The 20,762-nt window shown below is 50.6% G+C and carries 13 protein-coding genes and 1 pseudogene; 11 read left to right on the top strand and 3 right to left on the bottom strand.

From position 1 onward, the window contains the following. Positions 1–3: 3 nt before the first annotated feature. Complete coding sequence (aceK, locus tag ACO6UX_RS06925) at positions 4–1,809, top strand: bifunctional isocitrate dehydrogenase kinase/phosphatase (protein WP_422446092.1); 1,806 nt, start codon at positions 4–6, stop codon at positions 1,807–1,809. Positions 1,810–1,828: 19 nt separating this feature from the next. On the opposite strand, the gene ACO6UX_RS06920 is transcribed toward aceK, so the two are convergent. Continuing rightward, the gene (locus ACO6UX_RS06920; RefSeq protein WP_422446090.1) at positions 1,829–2,401 is read right to left on the bottom strand and encodes a PhnA domain-containing protein; all 573 of its coding nucleotides are present in this window, start codon (positions 2,399–2,401) and stop codon (positions 1,829–1,831) included. A 149-nt stretch (positions 2,402–2,550) separates the two neighbouring features. After that, a complete protein-coding gene (locus ACO6UX_RS06915; RefSeq protein WP_422446088.1) occupies positions 2,551–3,555 on the bottom strand; it encodes a DUF1853 family protein in 1,005 nt (334 codons plus the stop codon). Positions 3,556–3,703: 148 nt separating this feature from the next. Here ACO6UX_RS06915 and ACO6UX_RS06910 point away from each other — a divergent pair, with 148 nt between their 5' ends. From ACO6UX_RS06910 to pepN, 7 genes are all read left to right on the top strand, one after another. Further along, the gene (locus tag ACO6UX_RS06910; protein ID WP_422446086.1) at positions 3,704–6,181 is read left to right on the top strand and encodes a ShET2/EspL2 family type III secretion system effector toxin; all 2,478 of its coding nucleotides are present in this window, start codon (positions 3,704–3,706) and stop codon (positions 6,179–6,181) included. A 91-nt stretch (positions 6,182–6,272) separates the two neighbouring features. Continuing rightward, positions 6,273–8,648 (top strand): ShET2/EspL2 family type III secretion system effector toxin, encoded by a 2,376-nt coding sequence (locus tag ACO6UX_RS06905; RefSeq protein WP_422446084.1) that lies wholly within the window; start codon positions 6,273–6,275, stop codon positions 8,646–8,648. Between the two features lie 314 nt (positions 8,649–8,962). Continuing rightward, positions 8,963–9,847, top strand: coding sequence for an NAD(+) kinase (locus ACO6UX_RS06900; RefSeq protein ID WP_101747476.1), 885 nt, complete (start codon positions 8,963–8,965; stop codon positions 9,845–9,847). A gap of 21 nt (positions 9,848–9,868) precedes the next feature. Beyond that, the gene (locus tag ACO6UX_RS06895) at positions 9,869–10,735 is read left to right on the top strand and encodes a rhomboid family intramembrane serine protease (RefSeq protein WP_422446082.1); all 867 of its coding nucleotides are present in this window, start codon (positions 9,869–9,871) and stop codon (positions 10,733–10,735) included. A gap of 11 nt (positions 10,736–10,746) precedes the next feature. Then, positions 10,747–11,016: a YeaC family protein gene (locus tag ACO6UX_RS06890; RefSeq protein ID WP_101747473.1), complete on the top strand. Its 270-nt coding sequence runs from the start codon at positions 10,747–10,749 to the stop codon at positions 11,014–11,016. 75 nt (positions 11,017–11,091) lie between these two features. After that, positions 11,092–11,970 carry a DUF2797 domain-containing protein gene (locus tag ACO6UX_RS06885; RefSeq protein ID WP_422446079.1) on the top strand — a complete coding sequence of 293 codons (879 nt, stop codon included), beginning with the start codon at positions 11,092–11,094 and terminating at the stop codon, positions 11,968–11,970. A 49-nt stretch (positions 11,971–12,019) separates the two neighbouring features. Beyond that, positions 12,020–14,677, top strand: coding sequence for an aminopeptidase N (pepN, locus tag ACO6UX_RS06880; RefSeq protein ID WP_422446077.1), 2,658 nt, complete (start codon positions 12,020–12,022; stop codon positions 14,675–14,677). Between the two features lie 130 nt (positions 14,678–14,807). Here pepN and ACO6UX_RS06875 read toward each other — a convergent pair whose 3' ends face one another. Then, on the bottom strand, positions 14,808–15,308 hold the full coding sequence (locus tag ACO6UX_RS06875) for a lipocalin-like domain-containing protein (protein ID WP_422446075.1): 501 nt from the start codon (positions 15,306–15,308) through the stop codon (positions 14,808–14,810). A gap of 359 nt (positions 15,309–15,667) precedes the next feature. Here ACO6UX_RS06875 and ACO6UX_RS06870 point away from each other — a divergent pair, with 359 nt between their 5' ends. From ACO6UX_RS06870 to ACO6UX_RS06860, 3 genes and pseudogenes are all read left to right on the top strand, one after another. Beyond that, on the top strand, positions 15,668–16,699 hold the full coding sequence (locus ACO6UX_RS06870; RefSeq protein ID WP_422446073.1) for a YCF48-related protein: 1,032 nt from the start codon (positions 15,668–15,670) through the stop codon (positions 16,697–16,699). Between the two features lie 89 nt (positions 16,700–16,788). Continuing rightward, positions 16,789–19,151: pseudogene (locus ACO6UX_RS06865) on the top strand (efflux RND transporter permease subunit). Between the two features lie 200 nt (positions 19,152–19,351). After that, on the top strand, positions 19,352–20,650 hold the full coding sequence (locus ACO6UX_RS06860) for an OmpP1/FadL family transporter (protein ID WP_422446071.1): 1,299 nt from the start codon (positions 19,352–19,354) through the stop codon (positions 20,648–20,650). Positions 20,651–20,762: the final 112 nt, after the last annotated feature.

The raw sequence follows: 20,762 nt of genomic DNA, 5'->3' as shown, positions 1-20,762 counted from the left end.
GTGATGAATACTTCAATAGCCCGACAGATTGCCAGAATTGTTCTTGAAGGGTTCAGTGACTATCGAACACGCTTTACTGACATCACCCTGGGGGCTCGGGACCGTTTTCTGAAGGCGGACTGGAGTGCTGCACAAAATGCTGCCTCAGACCGGATTAACCTTTACCATGTTGCCGTCACCGATGTGATGACAACCCTGGCATCCCGGATTGAAGCGTCCTATCTCAGCGACAGTAGCTGCTGGCAGGATGTGCATGACGCTTACCTGGATTTGATCTCTTACCGGACCGACCCGGAACTGGCGGAAACCTTTTATAACTCCATCTACCGCAAGTTGTTCAGGGGCGAAGCGGTGAACCCCCGTCACTGTTTTATTCAGTCGGAATTTGATGGTTTTAAGGTGCACAGCGCCAGGGGCATTTATCGATCCTATGCTTTTAATGATAAAAGTAATGACCAAAGCCAGCAGCAGGGGCTGGTCAGCCAGGTTGGCCAGATACTGGATGATTTTCAGTTTGAACTGCCCTGGGAGTACCGGCGCAGGGATATTCGCAATATTATCCATGCGTTGCAGAAAGCTCAGCCATCATGGGTTCGGCGCAGTAATGTTCGGGTGGATGTGCTGAAGTGGGTCTTTTATCGGAATAAAGCCGCTTACCTGGTGGGAAGGCTGGTGGCCGGTGACGACCTGCAACCGTTTGTTCTGGCGGTTCTGAATAATGAACAGGGCGCGCTCTACGTTGACGCCCTGCTCTGTGAAAACGACAGCGTCAGTGTGCTGTTCAGCTTTACCCGCTCTTATTTCCTGGTTGATGCCCGGATTCCCTCCGAGTGTATTGAGTTTTTGCACACGCTGGTGCCTGAAAAAAAACGTGCCGAGCTTTATAACTCCATCGGTTTCTTCAAGCATGGTAAAAGTGTCTTCTATCGGGATTTTCTCCAGCATTTGCACCACTCTTCTGATCAGTTTGTCATCGCTCCGGGTGTCAAGGGCATGGTGATGTCGGTGTTTATGCTGCCTTCCCTGGATATGGTGTTTAAAGTCATAAAAGATCATTTCGCCCCGCCCAAAGATATCAGCAAGGCCATGGTTAAAGACCGGTACTATCTGGTAAAAACCCATGACCGGGTAGGGCGGATGGCCGATACTCAGGAGTACTCCAATCTGATATTGCCCCGTTCCCGGTTCAGTGATGAGTTGTTGCAGGAGTTGCGGCAGGTAGCGCCCTCTACCGTTCTTGTCTATGACGATAAGGTGCTGATTCGCCATCTATATACTGAGCGGCGAATGATGCCCATGAATATCTATGTTGAACAGTTGGTTGACCATGGCAACGAGCAGGCACTGGAAGCGGTGCTCGATGAATATGGCCGGGCGATCAAGCAATTGGCCGCTGCCAATATCTTCCCGGGCGATATGCTGCTGAAAAATTTCGGGGTCACTCGCCATGGTCGTGTGGTTTTCTACGATTACGATGAAATTATCTATCTGACCGAGTGCAATTTTCGCGATATACCGGAGGCGCTCTATCCAGAGCAGGAAATGTCCGCTGAGCCCTGGTATTCCGTTTCACCGGGGGATATTTTTCCGGAAGAGTTTCCGGTGTTTCTGTTTCCTGATCTGGCCATCCGCAAACGTTTTACCCGTCTTCATGGTGATCTTTTTACCGCCAGCTACTGGCGCAGTGTTCAGCAGCAGATTTCCCAGGGGCAGGTGATGGATGTATTGCCATACACGCCATCACTGCAACTGAAAAAACACCATGTTGACCGGGCTGCGTCCCGTCAAAAAACAGCGCCTGTGGTTTAACAGGCGCTACTTATGGTGTTCACGCTTTTTTCAGGTACTTGGTCAACAGAACAATTCGGACACCATTGACACGGCCTTCGATCTGTTCAGGATTACCGGTCAAAGAGATATTGCGTACAGCTGTGCCGCGCTTGGCAGTAAAGCCAGCACCTTTGACCGGCAGATCCTTGATCAGCGTGACTGTATCGCCCGCATTCAATACACTGCCGTTGCTATCCAGTGTGGGGGCTGCTGATTCTTCACTGCTTAATCCGGACTCTGCCCACTCACGGGTCTCATCATCCAGATACATCATATCCACCAGGTCCCGGGCCCAGCCTTCCGATGACAGACGGTTGAGCAGACGAAATGCCATGACCTGAACGGCGGGAACCTGGCTCCACATACTGTCATTCAGACAGCGCCAGTGATGAGTATCCATGGTATTTGACTGGTTGATCTGCCCAAGGCAGTTATCACAAACCAGAAGGCAGTGGTCCGGATGGGATGCATCGCTCTTTGGCGGCACAGGGTAAACGCTCAGGTCATTTTTTGAACTGCACAGTTCACATTGAGCGCCGCTGCGCTCCATCAGAGTTTGTTCGGTAGTCATAGGAGGGAATATTTGACCAAATGGAGGGAAGGCTAGTATGCCGGTAATTTCAGAAATCTCCAATCAAAGACTTATTAAACACTACCGTAGCAATTTGCAGTTTTCCTTTGCTGTGTGAGTAATACATTGGGTCAGTTCGCCATTGATTGTCACTCATCGGTTTTAGCCACTTTCATCGCTCTCTCAGGCCAGTCATCAGGCACAATAAACAAATGCATCTGCTGTTGCAGCGCCTGATGGATTGCCCTGATATACACCGGTCGTTTTTGCGGTTGCAGCTGGCGTATCAGCGCATCATGATCGAGCCAATCTGCAACAGGGTTCTGATTCAACCACTGCACTTTCTGAGGTATCTGGAAGCGGACATTCTTGGTGATGGACCGGGTACCCAGAAGGAAATGGCTTTGGGTTAACCAATAACCTTTCAGGTGATTCTGGTTGCAATACTCCGGTGGCGGGCATTGCGCTGTTATATGCTGTTCTGCCTGAGTTATCAGTTGGATGTCGTTCAGTTGCGGTATGGCTGTTTTATCTGTGCGGTACAGGGGATAAAAAAGCCTTCCCTGTATCAGGATCTCTTTAGCAACCGGCTGGACAATACCCAGCGTTAATAATGTTTCCCGCCCTTCATGGCTATCACTCAACAGGGCTTGATGATGGAGCAGGCAATCCATCTTGCGATCCAGCCGGTCCCTGAGCCCGGGGCCGACCCAATGTTGCCATGAAGACCCCACGGCATTGTCAGCTTCACCAGGCATACCCAGATAAAATTTAACGGCCAGCTCCCGATGGATAAACCGGTTTTTCCGCTGGTAGATAAGGTCATATTCACCCAGTGTGGCAGGCTGACCATTTTTCTCACCATTCACCTGCAGGTTAGCGACGATGGTCTGGCTATCAGGCAGCTGGCTCAGCAGGAATTGCCATAGGGTTTCGTTGAAAATGCCGAGCAGGGGATTGCCTTTTTGGTTAACCAGACTTTCCAGAAGGGCCAGTTGCTGTTGATCAAGAATCACCGGGGCTGTTCCGGCCGGTAAGGGGGAGTCAAGAAACAGAGGGCTGGCCGTACGATTAAATAATGGCGGGCTGTTTTGTACCCATTCTACTGCCTGTTGTAGAGTGCGATGTATGCTTTGATGTGAAAATCTGTTCATACTGACGTTTATATACTATTACATGATTTCAATGTAATTGATGGGTTCTTTTTATCAATGGCCTCCAAACTCTGTTTGTCCTGAGGAGCCGAAGGACGCTAAGAGTGAAAGGAGATTGTACACATCAAAATCATCGAAATAATGTACTATGGATAATATCAGTCAGAATCCACCTTGTTCATCTGCTGAAATACCTCAGAAGGATTCTCAATCTGTCAAGACAATCCTCACTGGATTTTCGCGAGCTGTTAAGTCTGTTGATCCAAAAAACATTCCCGGTGAAAAGAAAAGTAAGTCAGTAAATGTTCCCCAACATGTATCTCTGATTAGCCGTAAAGTCGAACAACTTAACCATCAGGGACGCACTTACCTGTTGCAGGTGGATAAGCCCCTGGATAGTGGCAATACAACCACAGAGTCTTCGGCCCTGCCTGTTAATACCTCCGGGATTTTGCAATACGTATCAAAGGGCGACCTGAGAAGATTCAACGGCAGGGCGAACAGTCTCTTTGATCATAAACCGATTGCTTGCAGGCATTTGGCCTATGCGTTTGCTACAGGCAAGTTTGGCACGAAAGATGGTGGCAAATTCACGTCCATTGATCGGCTTGATAAAATTTCCCGTCACAGCGGTATTAAAATGGATCAGGCCCTGAATGACACCACGGCTCATGGATATAAAACTGCACAGGAAGGTTATTACTTTGACCGGGCTGGCTTAGGCCAGGCACTTTATGCGGCTTGTCAACAGCAGCTGGTCGATAGCGAACAAAATAAAACCTATCTGTTTTCGTCACCGAACCATTTGATGGCTCTAAAGATAAACTGGTCGCCTGAGCGACCGGAAATAAAACTGGCCTTTTATGATCCCAACGACACCCTGAGAGTCCGACGACTCATCGTCCCTGACCTGCAAACCCTTAAGGCAATTAAAATAGAGCACCTTTTCCTGGATTCTTATTCAATCAAATTATATTACCCCGAGCCTTCTTTGGGGGGATGTTTAACTACGACAACGGTTGAGAGCCGGGCCGGTAACTCGTTGGTCAGGATTCTGGCGGATATGAATTCGTCCATCCTGTTTTTAATGCTCAGGAATGGACATTTTTCTTCGAAAACGGTGGATCAATTCATGGGGCAACTGAACCGGCTTGATCCATATAATCAAAAGATTGCCCTGATGGCGAAATCCGACAGTGGTTTTTCCGGGCTCTACGTAGCACTGCAAAATGGCCATGGTGAGTGTGTGGTGAGTTACCTGGATCGGGTCCTGGCCAGCTCCCTGAGCGACGAGGTCAAACTGAATCTGCTGATGGCGAAGTCCCCCAAGGGTTTTTCCGGGTTCTGTGTGGCGTTGCAAAACGGCCATGGTGAGTGCGTCAGGATTTACTGGGATCGGGTGATGGCCAGCCCCTTCAGCGAGGAGGTCAAACAGGGCTTGCTGAGGGCGAAATCCGACTGGGGTTTCGCCGGGCTCTGCCTGGCATTGCAAAACGGCCACGGGGAGTGCGTGAGGAGTTACTGTGATCGGGTGATGGCCAGCCCATTCAGCGACGAGGTCAAACTGGATCTGCTGATGGCGAAATCCGACAGTGGTTTTTCCGGGCTCTACGTAGCACTGCAGAATGGCCATGGTGAGTGCGTCAGGATTTACTGGGATCGGGTGATGGCCAGCCCCTTCAGCGAGGAGGTCAAACAGGACCTGCTGATGGCGAAATCCGACAGGGGTTTTCCCGGGCTCTGCATAGCACTGCAAAACTGCCATGGTGAGTGCGTCAGGATTTACTGGGATCGGGTGATGGCCAGTCCCTTCAGTGACGAGGTCAAACTGGACCTGCTGATGGCGAAATCTGACAGGGGTTTCCCAGGGCTCTACGTAGCACTGGAAAAAGGCCATGGTGAGTGCGTCAGGATTTACTGGGATCGGGTGATGGCCAGCTCCTTTAGCGAGGAGGTCAAACAGGACCTGCTGATGGCGAAATCCGACTGTGGTTTTCCAGGGCTCTGCGTGGCACTTAAAACTGGCCACGGGGAGTGCGTGAAGAGTTACCTGGATCGAGTCCTGGCCAGCTCCTTCAGCGACGAAGTCAAACAGGGCTTGCTGCGGGCGAAATCCGGCAGTGGTTTTCCCGGGCTCTATGTAGCACTGGAAAGTGGCCATGGTGAGTGCGTCAGGATTTACTGGGATCGAGTGATGGCCAGCCCCTTCAGCGAGGAGTTCAAACAGGACTTGCTGAGGGCGAAATCCGACAGTGGTTTTCCCGGGCTCTCCATAGCACTGCAAAATGGCCATAGTGAGTGCGTCAGGATTTACTGGGATCGGCTGATGGCCAGCCCCTTTAGCGACGAGGTCAAACTGAATCTGCTGATAGGGAAATCCGACAAGGGTTTTCCGGGGTTGTTTAAGGCGCTGCTAAATGGCCATGAGGCGTGCGCCAGGGATTACCTGAGTCTGGTTATGGCCAGTCTCTTCAGCGATGAGGTCAAACAAAACCTGCTGATGGCGACCCGGGGCAATGGTATTTCCGGACTCTACGTGGTGTGGGAAAATGGCAAACGGGAATGCTTCAGGACCTATGTTACAGAGGTTATCTATAGCAGCTTCAGTAACCTTGTTCAGTCTTGATAATGGTTTCGAAGCTTTATTGTGGCTGTTCAGGATGAGTTCTGCACTGTAAATACTGCTTTATTGGCCTTAATGTCTACCCTGAGAGCCTATGTATAGTATCAGGCAGAATCCTCCTCGCTCATCTGCTGGAACACCACAGAAGGATTCTCAATCTGTCAATGAAGCGACAATCCTCAATGGATTTTCGCGAGCTATTAAGTCCGTTGATCCAAAAAACATTCCCGGTGAAAAGAAAAGCAAGTCTGCCAATGTTCCCCAACATGCATCTCTGATTAGCCGTAAAATTGAACAACTTAACCATCAGGGACGCACTTACCTGTTTCAGGTGGATAAGCCCCTGGATAGTGGCAATACACCCATAGAATCCTCGACAGAGGCCCTGGCTGTTAATCCCTCCGGGATTTTGCAATACCTGTCAAAGGGCGACCTGAGAAGGTTCAACGGCAGGGCGAACAATCTCTTTGATCATAAACCGATTACTTGCAGGCATTTGGCCTATGCGTTTGCTACAGGCAAGTTTGGCACGAAAGAGGTTGGCAAATTCACGTCCATTGATCGGCTTGATAAAATTTCCCGTCACAGCGGTATTAAAATGGATCAGGCCCTGAATGACACTGCGGCTGATGGCTATAAAACGGCACAGGAAGGTTATTACTTTGACCGGGCTGGCTTGGGCCAGGCACTTTATGCAGCTTGTCAACAGCAGCTGGTCGATAGCGAACAAAATAAAACCTATCTGTTTTCGTCAATGAACCATTTGATGGCTCTAAAGATAAACTGGTCGCCTGAGCGACCGGAAATAAAGCTGGCCTGTTATGATCCCAACGACACCCTGAGAGTCCAACGGCTTATCGTCCCTGACCTGCAAACCCTGAAGGCGATTAAAATAGAGCACCTGTTCCCGAATTCTCATTCAATCAAATTATATTTCCCCAAGCTTTCCTTTGGTGGATGTTTAACCACGACAACGGTTGAGAGCCGGGCCGGTAACTCGTTGGTCAGGATTCTGGCGGATATGAATTCGTCCATCCTGTTTTTAATGCTCAGGAATGGACATTTTTCGTCGCCAATGGTGGATCAATTCATGGGGCAACTGAACCGGCTTGATCCATATCATCAAAAAATTGTCCTGATGGCTAAAAATGACAATGGTGTGCCAGGGCTGAGCATGGCATCACACAGGGGGAATGTTGAGTGTGTCAGGAAATACCTGGATTGGGTCCTGGCCAGCGCCTTGAGCGACGAGGTCAAACAGGATCTGTTGATGGCGAAATCCGACAGTGGTTTTCCCTGGCTCTGCGTGGCACTGCAAAACGGCCACGGGGAGTGTGTGAAGAGTTACCTGGATCGGGTGATGGCCAGCTCCCTGAGCGACGAGGTCAAACAGAATCTGCTGATGGTGAAATCCCCCAAGGGTTATCCCGGGCTTTACGCAGCACTGCGAAATGGCCATGTTGAGTGCGTCAGGAATTACCTGGATTGTGTCATGGCCAGCCCCTTCAGCGACGAGTTCAAACATAACCTGCTGATGGCGAAATCCCCCAAGGGTTTTCCCGGACTCCTTGAGGTACTGCGACATGGCCATAGTGCGTGCGTCGCGAGTTACCTGGATCGGGTCCTGGCCAGCGCCTTGAGTGACGAGATCAAACAGGACCTGATCAGGGCGAAATCCAACGATGGTTTTCCCGGGCTCTACGTAGCACTGCAAAATGGCCATGTTGAGTGTGTGAAGAGTTACCTGGATCGGGTGATGGCCAGCTCCCTGAGCAACGAGATCAAACAGAATCTGCTGATGGTGAAATCCCCCAAGGGTTATCCCGGGCTTTTCGGGGCGCTGCAAAACGGCCACGAAGAGTGTGTGAAGAGTTATCTGGATCGGGTGATGGCCAGCTCCCTGAGCGACGAGGTCAAACAGAATCTGCTGATGACGAAATCCCCCGGGGGGTATCCCGGGCTCTTCATGGCACTGGAAAATGGCCAGGCGGAGTGTGTGCAGAGTTACCTGGACCGGGTCCTGGCCAGCTCCTTAAGCGACGAGATCAAACAGAATCTGCTGATGGCGAAATCCCCCGGGGGGTTACCCGGGCTCTACGTGGCACTGCAAAATGGCTACGTTGAGTGCGTCAGGCGTTACCTGGATCGGGTCCTGGCCAGCGCCTTGAGTGACGAGATCAAACAGAACCTGCTGAGGGCGACATCCAACGATGGTGTTCCCGGGCTCTTCGAGGCATTGCAAAATGGCCATGGTGAGTGCGTCAAGAGTTACTGTGGGCGGGTGATGGACAGCGCCTTCAGCGACGAGATCAAACTGGATCTGCTGCTGGCGAAATCCGGTAAGGGTTTTACGGGGCTGTTCAAGGCGCTGCAAAATGGCCATGAGGCGTGTGTCAGGGATTACCTGAGTCTGATCATGGCCTTCAGTGATGAGGTCAAAAAAACTGCTGATGGAGACCTGGGGCGATGATATTTCCGGACTCTACGTGGTACTGGAAAATGGCAAACGGGACTGCTTCAGGACCTATGTTACAGAGGTTATCTATAGCAGCTTCAGTAATGATTCAAAACAATCAATGATATCGTCGACTCAGGCTAACTGAATGACCTTGCCCCGGATTCTGATTGCTTCAAATTATATTATCCCGGGCCTTCTTTGGGTGGAGCACCACTCTACTTGTCTTTTGTAGAACCTGTTGAAGAGTATGATGTATGCTTTGATGTAAAAATCTGTTCATGACTAACGTATACTAACTCACATTCTAAGGCGACATCACTGAGTTTATGGAACACTTCAAAATTGTCGGAGTAACCGGCCGCCAGGGGCGTATTCAGGTGGAGGATACTCTGAGACATCTGGCAGACTTTCTGCAGCAGCGGGGGGTGACCGTAGTTCTGGATGAACAGCTGGACGGTCTTTTGCCAGGTCACTCCTTTTCCATGATCAGCCGTGAGCAAATGGGGCAGCAGTGTGACCTGGTGATCGTGGTGGGTGGTGATGGCAGTATGCTGGGCGCTGCCCGGACACTGGCGCTGTACGATATTCCCGTGATCGGTATCAACCGCGGGCGGTTGGGATTTTTGACCGATATCTCCCCGGATGAGCTGGATGACCAGCTGGCAGAAGTGCTTGAGGGACGCTACCTGGCCGAGAGTCGTTTTCTTCTTGAGGCCCGCGTTCGCCGCCAGGGCAAGGTGATCGGCCAGGGGGATGCGCTGAATGATGTAGTGCTGCACCCCGGTAAGTCGACCCGAATCATTGAGTTTGAACTGTATATCGATGGGCAGTTCGTCTATAAGCAGCGGGCTGATGGACTGATTATTGCCACGCCAACCGGTTCAACCGCCTACGCGCTGTCCGGCGGTGGTCCCATTATGCACCCGAGGCTGGATGCCATTGTTCTGGTGCCCATGTACCCCCACATGTTAACCAACCGTCCCCTGGTGGTGGATGGCGATAGCGAGCTGAAACTGGTGATTCGCCATGAAAACACCATATCCCCGCAGATCAGCTGTGATGGACAGATTCATATCACCTCGGCACCGGGGGATGAAATCACGATTCATAAGAAGTCTCAGCGTTTAAAGCTGCTGCACCCTCTGAACCATAATTTTTATGAGTCCTGTCGTTCCAAGTTGCGTTGGAACTACCAGGAAGAGCGTTGTTAATTCAAGGACTTTTTTCACATTATGCATAGGGCATTGGAACTCCCCGGAGACATCGACCTGAGCGACCTATCCTACTTTCTCTATGCCCGGGGGATTCCCCATAAGGTCACAGAAGAGTCAGGCAAACAGGTGGTCTGGACTGAGAATGAGGAAAAGTCCCGTATTGTCACCAGCCTTTACCAGCAGTGGCAGTCCGGTGATTTAAAAGTGCTGGCAGCGCCCCCCAGGCCCGGTGTGAATGCGGGTGCCTTGCTCAAGAGCATTCCCTGGCAGAGCATACCGGTCACCTTGCTGTTGATGGTGGCCTGTATGGTGGTCGCGCTGATCACCCGTGCCGGTGCCAACTGGCAGGCAATAGCCTGGTTCTCCTTTATTCCCTTCGAGGTGGCTAATGGTTATCTCTACTTTGGCAGTTTTGTCATGGGGCTTGAACAGGGGGAGTACTGGCGGTTGATCAGTCCGATCTTTCTGCATTTTGGCCTGAGCCATCTGGCGTTCAATATGCTGGCTCTGTATATTTTTGGCAGTCGGCTGGAGACTCTTCAGGGGGGCATTCATCTACTGGCCATCATCGTCTTTACTGCGGTGATTTCCAATGTTACCCAGTACTTCTGGGGGGGCGATGAAACTATTTTTGGCGGCTTTTCCGGTGTGGTGTACGGCCTGATGGGGTATTGCATGACCCGGGAAAAGGTAGACCGGAACTGGCAGTTTGGACTCCCGCCATTTTACTACGGCTTTATGCTGACCTGGCTGGTGGTCGGTTATACCGGCGTTCTGGGTACTATTGGCTTTGGTAATATGGCCAATGCCGCACATACCGGAGGCCTTGTGGCAGGTTGTCTGCTGGGTGCCATTGCCGGTTTACTGTTTAAAGAAAAGGATTGAGATTCGATACCATGCAGTTAGATGCTTTTCTGGAGAAGATGACGCCTGCTATCCATCAGGCATTGAAGTTGGCGCTGGAACTGGGTAAGTGGCCTGATGGACGGGCCATGACGGAAGAAGAACGGGATGTCAGCCTGCAGGCGGTGATTGTTTATGAACACGAACACTTGCCAGAGTCACAACGGGTCGGCTATATGCCCGGCAAGTGCAAATCCGGTGGTACATCTTCTAAAGAGGACAGCTCTGCTGAAGAGGCCACCATCCTTCGTTTCAGGAACTAAAGACTCTCTATTTATGTTGATGTCGCTCTGTTGGTTGATAACAGGGCCGTTCTTACCCTACACAAGAGTACAACTGTGTCCGAAAGTACCATCACCGGATCGCTCAGCAAAATGCATTCAGACCTGTTGACCGGGACTGACAACAGCAAGAGCCAGGTTACCTACCAACTGCCCGTTGGCGATCAATTGCTGCCATTGAATGAGCTGCTGGGACAAAAGTTGTCCATGCAGTACCAGGGGGAAATTCATTGCTGCCACTGTGGCCGGAAAACCAAAAAGAGTTTTAACCAGGGCTTCTGCTATCCCTGTTTTAAAAAGCTGCCCCAGTGTGACAGCTGCATTATGAGCCCGGAAAAGTGCCATTATCATCAGGGCACTTGCCGTGATCCCGCCTGGGGAGAAACATTCTGTATGACAGATCATGTCGTCTATCTGGCCAACTCATCCGGTTTGAAAGTTGGCATTACCCGGGCAACCCAGGTGCCAACCCGCTGGATTGACCAGGGTGCCACGCAGGCCATGCCATTTATTCGCGTGGCGACCCGTCAGCAATCGGGGCTGCTGGAAGTGATCTTCAAGGAATTTATCAATGACCGGACCAACTGGCGGGCTATGCTGAAGGGGCCCGCTGACCCTCTGGACCTGCAGGATACCGCCCGGGAACTGTTGGACATGAACCATAGTCGGATTACCGCATTGCAGGAGCAATTTGGCATTCAGGCGATACAACCTTTGGCAGGTGTCAAGTCAGTAGATATCGACTCTTCTGCCGTACTGAATATTGATTACCCGGTGATTGAATACCCCGCCAAAGTCACATCCCGATCCTTTGACAAGGAGCCGTTGATTGAAGGTACGCTATTGGGTATCAAGGGACAGTATCTGATTTTTGATAATGGTGTGGTCAATATTCGTAAACATGCCGCCTATGAGGTGAGCGTGGCTGTAAATTAATCACAGTCCCTGTGCAAACGCTTATGAAAAAGACAACAGGATGGACAAGATGAAAGACTCGCAACCAAAAGCGATTTACCTGAAAGATTATCAGGCACCTGACTACTGGATTGATCAGACCAACCTGACCTTTGATCTCTTTGAAGACCATGCGATGGTTACCTCAGTGCTGAGTATTCGTCGTAATCCTGATAATCCCTCAGCCAGCGCTGCAGAAAACGCTCGGGAGAACATGCTTCCTGAGCTGGTACTGGTGGGGGATGACCTTGAACTTCTTTCTCTTGAAATTGATGACCAGCCATTCACGGACTTCAGGGAAGAGGATGGTTTTCTCAGGATTGCCTCACCCACAGAAGCGTTCACTTTAAAAACCGTCTGCCGCATCAAGCCCCAGGAAAACACCTCCCTGGAAGGGCTCTATAAATCCAATGGTATGTTCTGTACCCAGTGTGAGGCAGAAGGTTTTCGCAAGATTACCTACTACCTGGACCGTCCTGATGTGATGTCCCGGTTTATCACCCGAATCACCGCCGACAAGGCAGCGTATCCGGTGCTTCTCTCCAATGGTAATGATATTGAACGTGGCGAACTGGACCATGGCAGGCACTTTGTCACCTGGGAAGACCCCTTCAAAAAACCAAGTTACCTGTTTGCTCTGGTCGCGGGTAATTTGCAGTATGTGGAAGATCACTTTACCACCATGAGTGGTCGTGAGGTGAAGCTGAGGCTGTTTACCGAAGCGCACAATATTGACCAGTGCGATCATGCCATGATCTCTCTGAAGAAATCCATGAAGTGGGATGAACAGGTCTATGGTCGTGAATACGATCTGGATATTTTCATGATCGTCGCCGTTGATCATTTCAATATGGGGGCCATGGAAAACAAAGGGCTGAATATCTTTAATTCAGCCTGTGTGCTGGCCAGCCCGGAAGCGGCGACAGATGCCCGCTTTCAGCGGGTTGAAGCGATTGTTGCCCACGAGTATTTCCACAACTGGTCCGGTAACCGGGTGACCTGCCGGGATTGGTTTCAGCTGAGCCTGAAAGAAGGTTTTACCGTGTTCCGGGATTCGGAATTTTCCGCGGATATGAACTCCCGGGGGGTAAAACGCATTGAGGATGTCAATATTCTCCGTACCGCCCAGTTTGCCGAAGATGCCGGGCCAATGGCGCATCCGGTAAGACCTGAGTCGTTTATTGAGATTTCCAATTTCTACACCGTCACCGTTTATGAAAAAGGGGCGGAAGTCGTACGGATGATCCATGGTATTCTCGGGCCAGAGGATTTCCGCAAAGGGTCAGATCTTTACTTTGCCCGCCATGATGGTCAGGCCGTGACCTGCGAAGATTTTGTCAAAGCCATGGAAGATGCTTCTGGCCGCGACCTGGGGCAGTTCCGTCGCTGGTACAGCCAGGCAGGTACTCCAGTACTTAAGGTCAGTGATGAATACGATGAAGAGAACAGGCAGTACCGGCTGACCATTGAGCAATCCTGTCCCGCGACACCGGGGCAGAAGGAAAAGCTGCCGTTCCATATTCCGGTACGTATTGGCCTGCTGGACGGAGAAGGTGAGGATCTGCCGCTTAATAACGCCGGAGACACCGATCAGGTAGTGGATGTCAAACAGGAAAAGGAAACATTCACCTTTGAAAATATAGAAGAGCGCCCACTGCCTTCTATATTAAGAGGGTTCTCTGCGCCGGTGCGGGTCAGGTATGACTACTCCCGTGATGACCTGCTGTTCCTGATGGAAAACGACAGCGATCACTTTAACCGTTGGGATGCCAGCCAGCGTCTGGCCAGTGGTGTGATTGATGAAATGGTGGCGGCCCTGGAACAGGGCAGGGAGTGCAGCCCGGATGAAAGCCTGATCAAGGCGTTTGGGACGGTTATCACCGATGAGTCACTGGATCTGGCGGTAAAAGCTGAGATGTTGTCATTGCCATCGGAAGCGTCCCTGGCGGAACAGGCGATTGAGGTTTACCCGCAGTTTATCCATCAGGCACGCTTGACCGTCAAGAATGCGATTGCCTCTGCGCACCGTGAGTCGCTGGAAACTCTGTGGCGCTCTTTAAGCATCAATAAGCCTTACCGACCTGAAGCAGAAGATATTGCTGAACGCACGCTGAAAAATATCAGCCTGTCCTATCTGACCAGTCTGGATGATAAAGGCATGTTGGCGCTGGCGGAGCAACAGTATCACGGCGCGTCCAATATGACCGATCGTTTTGCGGCACTGGTCAGTATCGTTAATGCTGGCTGTCAGAATCGTGAGCTGATTGACGAAGTGCTGGCGGATTTCCTGGAACGTTATCAGGATGATACCAATGTTATGGACCAGTGGTTGTCGGTACAGGCCGCCAGCCCATCACTGGGAACCCTGGAACATATTCTGGCACTGATGCAGCATGAGATTTTTGATGCCACCAGTCCGAATAAACTGCGTTCTGTGCTGGGTGGTTTTGCCGGCAATATGAAGCAGTTTCACCGTGTGGATGGCCTGGGGTATGAGTTTCTGACAGATCAGCTGCTGGATCTTGATAAGAAAAACCCCCAGATTGCTGCACGGCTGATGACGCCTTTAACCCGCTGGCGTAAATTTGAGCCTGGCTGTCGTGAACGTATGCGTAAGGCATTGGAGAGAATTAAAGCAACGCCCGGCCTTTCTTCTGATGTTTATGAAGTAGTCACCAAAAGCCTCTGAGGTTTCGATTTAAGCCGGCTTCCTGAATAAGGTGCCGGCTTCCACAAGAATTCGCCCCATTCGTCCGGCGGCACAATAGCAGCGCTGGTTACATGACCCCAGCTTTTGGCATGTAAATCGATGGCAATGATTAAGCCGTGCGTTTCCACACCAGCTTATCGGCGAAGTCACCATCGGTGGCGCTGAGGGTTAGCAGGTCACCGTCAAACTCATACTTTCTTTCCAGAACAGTACCTGTCCACTGGGGTATCAGACTGTTTTTAATATGGTGTTGTACCATATCTCCGTTCACAGTAAATGGGCCACAATAGGCAACATAACCCATGCCGGAGCGGCAGAAGAGTTCTTTCAGTCGATCAAACTTCTGTTGTTTTTCAGCGGTCAATTCTGGTGCCTGGATACCTGCCGGGGGGGCGAGTTGCATACGAGCGGCAAACAGATGGCGACGATCCTGCGGTACGGGTGGACGATCTGTTTCCATCAGTGTGGCTGATACCCAACCGTTTTCAGTGTAGATAATATGGCCTTCGGAATTACCGTCAAATGGGTAGACAACATAGCCGGATGGTTTGTGGGTAACGGACCATTCCTCAAGAGCCCAGACGCCGACAAAGTCGTTAGTGTCAATCATTCTGTGTTCTCCTGCCAGGGGCTGTTGCCACCTTGGTGCCTTGATAGGACGAGCTGTTTATTATTCATGACAGGTGCCTTTTTTTATTGTTTTTTGCAAATATAAAACCGTTGGCTCGGCTAAAGCAGCCGTATACTAACACAAATTGCCGTTTATTATGCTCAACAGCCGCTGACAAAGCTGGTTGCTATCGGCAGCGATACCCTGCAATGAACACAACATGTTCAAGCGGGCAGATGGCTTTTTTTATCCACAATCGTTTTATTTTCACTATCTGCACCCGGATATACTTCGCTGTTCAATAATGTTTGTTTATACTCGTCTCACTAAAAAAATAATATAAAAAGAAGGGAAGTCGTATGCCTGTTGCCATTCTGTCTTTCGTATTACTGTCTGTTGCCATTCTGTCTTTCGTATTACTGTCTGTTGCAATCTTGTCAGCCGAATCGGTGTATGCCTTACCTTCAAAGTCTCCTGTTGACCGCCCGGCGGTCCAGTCCATAAAGGCAGCCAACAGTCTTCTACTGGATGTGACCCGCACTGATGGTGGTGTAAGGCTGGTTTCTGTCGGTGAGCGTGGTCACATTGTCTACTCCGATGATCACGGGGTCAGCTGGCAGCAGGCCAGTGTGCCAACCATGCAAATGCTGACGGCGGTGCACTTTCCCTCAGAAACGATTGGCTATGCCGTCGGTCACGATGCCATAGTACTGAAGACAGAAGATGGTGGCGAAACCTGGCAACAGGTGTATGTTGATCGTGAGGCAACAGTACCACTGCTGGATGTATGGTTTAGCGACAGCCTTCACGGCTTTGCCGTGGGTGCGTACGGTTACATTATTGAAACGGTAGACGGCGGCAGGAGCTGGGAATTTATCGATGACCGTATCGCCAATGACGATGAGTTTCACTACAACGCTATTAACGACGATGGTCAGGGCAACCTGTTTCTGGCCGGTGAGGCCGGTATCCTCTTTCGCTCTTCTGACGCGGGCCATTCCTGGGTAACTTTGGAGAGCCCGTATGAAGGTTCCTGGTTTGGTGTAAGTGGCGGGCATGGTCGTGTTCTGGTTCATGGTTTGCGGGGGAATATTTATCAGAGTGCGGACCTCGGGGAGACCTGGCAACCACTCAGCTCCGGTACCGATCAAACCCTGTTTGGTTCCACCAAACTGACCGATGGCAGTATTGCGCTGGTTGGCAATTCCGGGGCGGTACTGACCGGGTCTGGCGCGGAGCTGGCTTCAGGTACCAACAGTGGTCTGTCGGTTTCACACCGGCCGGACCGGATGACACTGAGTGCACTGGCACCCAGCAGCGATGGGTTTATTGTGGTTGTTGGCCAGGGTGGTGCCTACCGGATGACCCTGGAAGGCAGGGTGTTGGAGTAAAAACAGCTTTAAACGGTTTTATATTGTACGACTGTGAACGTGTTTGAACCAGACCATAAAAATAATTAAAAAATCCGGGGCAGCCAGTTATGTCGTCTTTTCATCATTCATCCCAATCCTCTCTATCCAGAGAAGGCAGCGAACCAATAGTGGAACGGATGATTTTCAATAATCGTCTGCGGGTTTGCCTGTTGTTCCTGCTGGTATCACTGTTTCTCACCTGGCAGCTGGTGACCGGACTGCGGATGGATGCCAGTTTCCAGAAAATGGTGCCACTGGAACACCCTTTTATCCAGAATATGCTTCGTCACATGGAAGAGGGGGGCAACTCCGGAAATACCATTCGCATAGCGGTGGCTCCCCGGGATGGCGATATTTTTTCCGCTGAGTATATGGAGTTGCTCAAGCAGATTAATGATGAAGTGTTTTATCTTCCGGGGGTTGATCGAAGCAATCTGAAGTCCCTCTGGACGCCATCGGTTCGCTGGATTGAAGTAACGGAAGAAGGCTTTACCGGTGGGACGGTGATTCCTGACACCTATGACGGCAGTCGGGCCAGCCTGGACCAGCTTCGGGAAAATATTCTGAAATCCGGCCAGGTCGGAAGGATCATTGCCAACGATTTCCGCTCCAGTATCGTCAGTGCCCCGTTGTTTGAGAAACATCCGGAAACCGGCGAAAGCCTGGATTACCAGCACCTTTCTGCCCAGCTGGAAGTACTGCGCAGCAAATATGCGGCACAGGGTGTTGATCTGCATATTACCGGAATTGCCAAGATTTTTGGGGATCTGTTTGAGGGTGTGAAAGCCATTGTCTGGTTCTTTATTATCGCCCTTGGCGTTACCAGCCTCCTGTTATTCCTTTATTCCCGCTGTCTGAAAAGCACTTTTATTCCGCTGTTGACGTCCATCATAGCGGTGGTCTGGCAGATGGGTCTGTTGGCTACCCTTGGCTATGGTCTTGATCTTTACTCGGTCCTGGTGCCTTTTCTGGTGTTTGCCATTGGCGTGAGCCACGGTGTCCAGATCATTAACAGTATCAGTGCCGAAACGGCCCGGGGGGCAAACGCCCTGACCGCTGCCCGCCGGACATTCCGAACCCTGTATATTCCCGGTATGGTGGCACTGATTTCTGATGCCATCGGTTTCCTTACCCTGCTGGTGATTGATATTCAGGTGATTCAGGATCTGGCGATTACCGCCAGTATCGGGGTTGCGACCATCATTTTAACCAACCTGGTTCTGCTGCCTGTGCTGATGTCGTTTATCACAGTCAGCAAACGCTCCGTTGACCATGCCAGAAAGAGCCAGCAGAAGGAGTCCCGGGTCTGGCAAGTGGTCGCCAAACTGGCCAGCCCGAAGGTAATGCCGGTGTCTATCCTGATTGCCCTGCTGGGCTTTGCTGCGGGCGCTTACAAGGCAACTGACCTGAAAATTGGTGACCTTGACCCCGGTGCCCCGGAGTTTCATCCGGACTCCCGCTACAACCTGGATAACCTGTTTATTAATAGCCATTACGCCACCAGTGCCGATCTGTTCGTCACCTATCTGGAAACTCAGCCCGAAGGTTGTAGCCGTTATCCGGTGATGGATGCCATCGACCGATATATGTGGCATATGGAGAATGTGCCGGGGGTTCAGTCTGCGCTCTCGCTGGTCACCGTGTCCAAGCAGGTGATTAAAGGGCTGAATGAAGGAAGTTTGAAATGGCAAAGCCTCTCCCGTAATCCTTATGTGCTGAACAACTCGGTGGGGAATGCGGCTGCACTGTTTAATGCCGACTGTTCCAGTGCACCGATTATCCTGTTCCTGGATGATCACAAGGCCGAAACACTGGAGCGGGTGGTTCAGACAACTCAGGCGTTTGCTGCTATCAATAACACCGAAGAGTTCCAGTTTGTGATGGCCAGCGGTAATGCCGGAGTAGAAGCGGCCATCAATGAGATTATTGCCCAGGCGCAGAATAAAATGCTGTTCTGGGTGTATGCGGTGGTCAGTATTCTCTGCCTGATTACCTTCCGTGCTGTGAAAGCGGTGCTCTGCATTATTATCCCACTGGGACTGACTTCGGTGCTCTGTCAGGCGCTGATGTCTTACCTGGGGGGTGGTGTAAAAGTTGCGACCCTGCCGGCCTGGGTGTGGGGATTGGCGTGGATTACGGAATATATATCTACAGTCGTTTAGAGAGTTTTATGAGGCAGGGTATGTCTCTGGAAGAAGCCTATTACGCAACGCTGAAAATAACCGGTAAGGCCGTTACCTTTACCGGTGTCACTCTGGCCATTGGGGTCGGTACCTGGATCTTCTCGCCGCTGAAATTTCAGGCGGATATGGGGATTTTGCTGACCTTTATGTTTGTCTGGAATATGGTTGGGGCTATTTGGTTGTTGCCTGCTTTGGCCAGGTTGTTGTTGGTGCCTCGGGTTGGGGGAGGGGTTTTGGCTGAAACATAAAAAAGTTGGCAGTGGGCAGTTGGCAGTGGGCAGTGGGTAGGTTTTTGATGGGGGGTGTTATTGTTGGGTAGTTATTTGTTGGTGGTTCATTGCTTTTCAAATTGAAACAAATGTATTAGTATCCGATCACGAAAAGTCACACGACATTCGCACAATAATAAAAATGCACCTTAATAAGATGTGCCTGAAGGGAAGTACTAATGAAAAAAATCAATCAATCCCTCTTTGCCCTGTCGACACTGACATTGGCCGTGCAGGCTGGTGCTGCTGGTTTTGCTCTGAATGAATCTTCAGCGGCTGCGGCAGGTACTGCTTATGCGGGGCGGGGTTCTAATGCAGAAGATGCTTCTATTATGGCGGCAAACCCTGCAGGTATTGCTCTGTTGAAAGAGCGGCAGGTGACTGTGGGTGGCGGTGTGGTTGTGCCAAAAGGTGATTTTAAGGGTACAGGTACCACTCCTTTAGGACCTACTAGCAGTAGTAATGATGAGTTTCTGAGCACTTCTTTGATCCCATTTGGTTATTTTTCAATGCCCGTAGATGATCGGCTCTCATTCGGTTTCGGTATCTACGCGCCATTTGGTTCTTCTACAGACTACAATGACGACTGGGCTGGGAAATATCTTGCTGATGAAACTCAAGTTACTATTGTTAATTTCCAGCCAACAGTCGCCTATAAGTTTTCTGATCAGCTCTCTTTAGGTTTAGGTGTTTTCGCTACCTATGGAGAAGGAGAACTCAGCCGTTTTATCAACCCTGCTTCACCCAGTGATAATGTTGTGATCAAAGGTGATGATGTGGCTTATGGCTGGAATATTGGTGCAATTTGGCAGCCACAAGAGTCAACATCCATGGGTGTTAGCTATAGATCAAGTATTAAGCTGAAGCTAAAAGGAGATGCTACTGGAACTGGTTCTATCTGGAATGCTTTAGGAGGTAGTGCAACGGAGAAAGCCAAGCTAGACATAACCTTGCCAGAGACCCTGGAGTTCAGTGCTACCCACGAGCTGGATGACCGGTGGACAGTAATGGCTGGAGCAACTTGGACACGATGGAGCCAGTTCGACAAGCTGGTCATTAGTTCTGATCAAGGAACTGGCCCTGTTTCTGGAGGTGATCCTTCAGATGCAGCAGTAATAACATATGTACCTGAAAACTGGAAAAATGTGTGGGCGTTCGCTGTTGGCGGTAGCTATAAATATGATGATAATCTCACCTTAAAAGCAGGTTATGCATTTGATCAAAGTCCAGTTAAAGATGAGTTCAGAACAGCTCGGATTCCTGATAGTGATCGTAACTGGCTGACACTTGGTGCCAAGTATGAGTTGGGCAATGACTGGACGGTAGATGCTGCTTATGGATATATGTTCGGATCCAAAGTAGAGATTGATGAGAAAAACTATCGATCTAATGGAAGCCCCGCAGGAAACCTGAACCTCAAAGGCGAATACAACAACACCGCCCACGTATTCAGCGCATCGGTAACCAAACGCTTCTAAAACCAAAGGGGCTTGTCTGAGCCTGTAAAAGTGATTGTAAAAGAAAAGCCCGGCCGTCGCCGGGCATTATTTTTTCTGCGGGTGGTGAATTTGTTGACTACTTTGTTGATAT

The organism is Endozoicomonas sp. ALB091, assembly GCF_049310265.1.
GTDB lineage: Bacteria > Pseudomonadota > Gammaproteobacteria > Pseudomonadales > Endozoicomonadaceae > Endozoicomonas.
The sequence above is the reverse complement of the archived record's forward strand: the minus strand, read 5'-3'. Positions and strand labels throughout refer to the sequence as shown.

Excerpts from the sequence above, each read along its gene's own strand:
- aceK (WP_422446092.1), top strand. The coding sequence starts at position 4 with ATGAATACTTCAATAGCCCGACAGATTGCCAGAATTGTTCTTGAAGGG.
- ACO6UX_RS06920 (WP_422446090.1), bottom strand. The coding sequence starts at position 2,401 with ATGACTACCGAACAAACTCTGATGGAGCGCAGCGGCGCTCAATGTGAA.
- ACO6UX_RS06915 (WP_422446088.1), bottom strand. The coding sequence starts at position 3,555 with ATGAACAGATTTTCACATCAAAGCATACATCGCACTCTACAACAGGCA.
- ACO6UX_RS06910 (WP_422446086.1), top strand. The coding sequence starts at position 3,704 with ATGGATAATATCAGTCAGAATCCACCTTGTTCATCTGCTGAAATACCT.
- ACO6UX_RS06905 (WP_422446084.1), top strand. The coding sequence starts at position 6,273 with ATGTATAGTATCAGGCAGAATCCTCCTCGCTCATCTGCTGGAACACCA.
- ACO6UX_RS06900 (WP_101747476.1), top strand. The coding sequence starts at position 8,963 with ATGGAACACTTCAAAATTGTCGGAGTAACCGGCCGCCAGGGGCGTATT.
- ACO6UX_RS06895 (WP_422446082.1), top strand. The coding sequence starts at position 9,869 with ATGCATAGGGCATTGGAACTCCCCGGAGACATCGACCTGAGCGACCTA.
- ACO6UX_RS06890 (WP_101747473.1), top strand. The coding sequence starts at position 10,747 with ATGCAGTTAGATGCTTTTCTGGAGAAGATGACGCCTGCTATCCATCAG.
- pepN (WP_422446077.1), top strand. The coding sequence starts at position 12,020 with ATGAAAGACTCGCAACCAAAAGCGATTTACCTGAAAGATTATCAGGCA.
- ACO6UX_RS06875 (WP_422446075.1), bottom strand. The coding sequence starts at position 15,308 with ATGATTGACACTAACGACTTTGTCGGCGTCTGGGCTCTTGAGGAATGG.
- ACO6UX_RS06870 (WP_422446073.1), top strand. The coding sequence starts at position 15,668 with ATGCCTGTTGCCATTCTGTCTTTCGTATTACTGTCTGTTGCCATTCTG.
- ACO6UX_RS06860 (WP_422446071.1), top strand. The coding sequence starts at position 19,352 with ATGAAAAAAATCAATCAATCCCTCTTTGCCCTGTCGACACTGACATTG.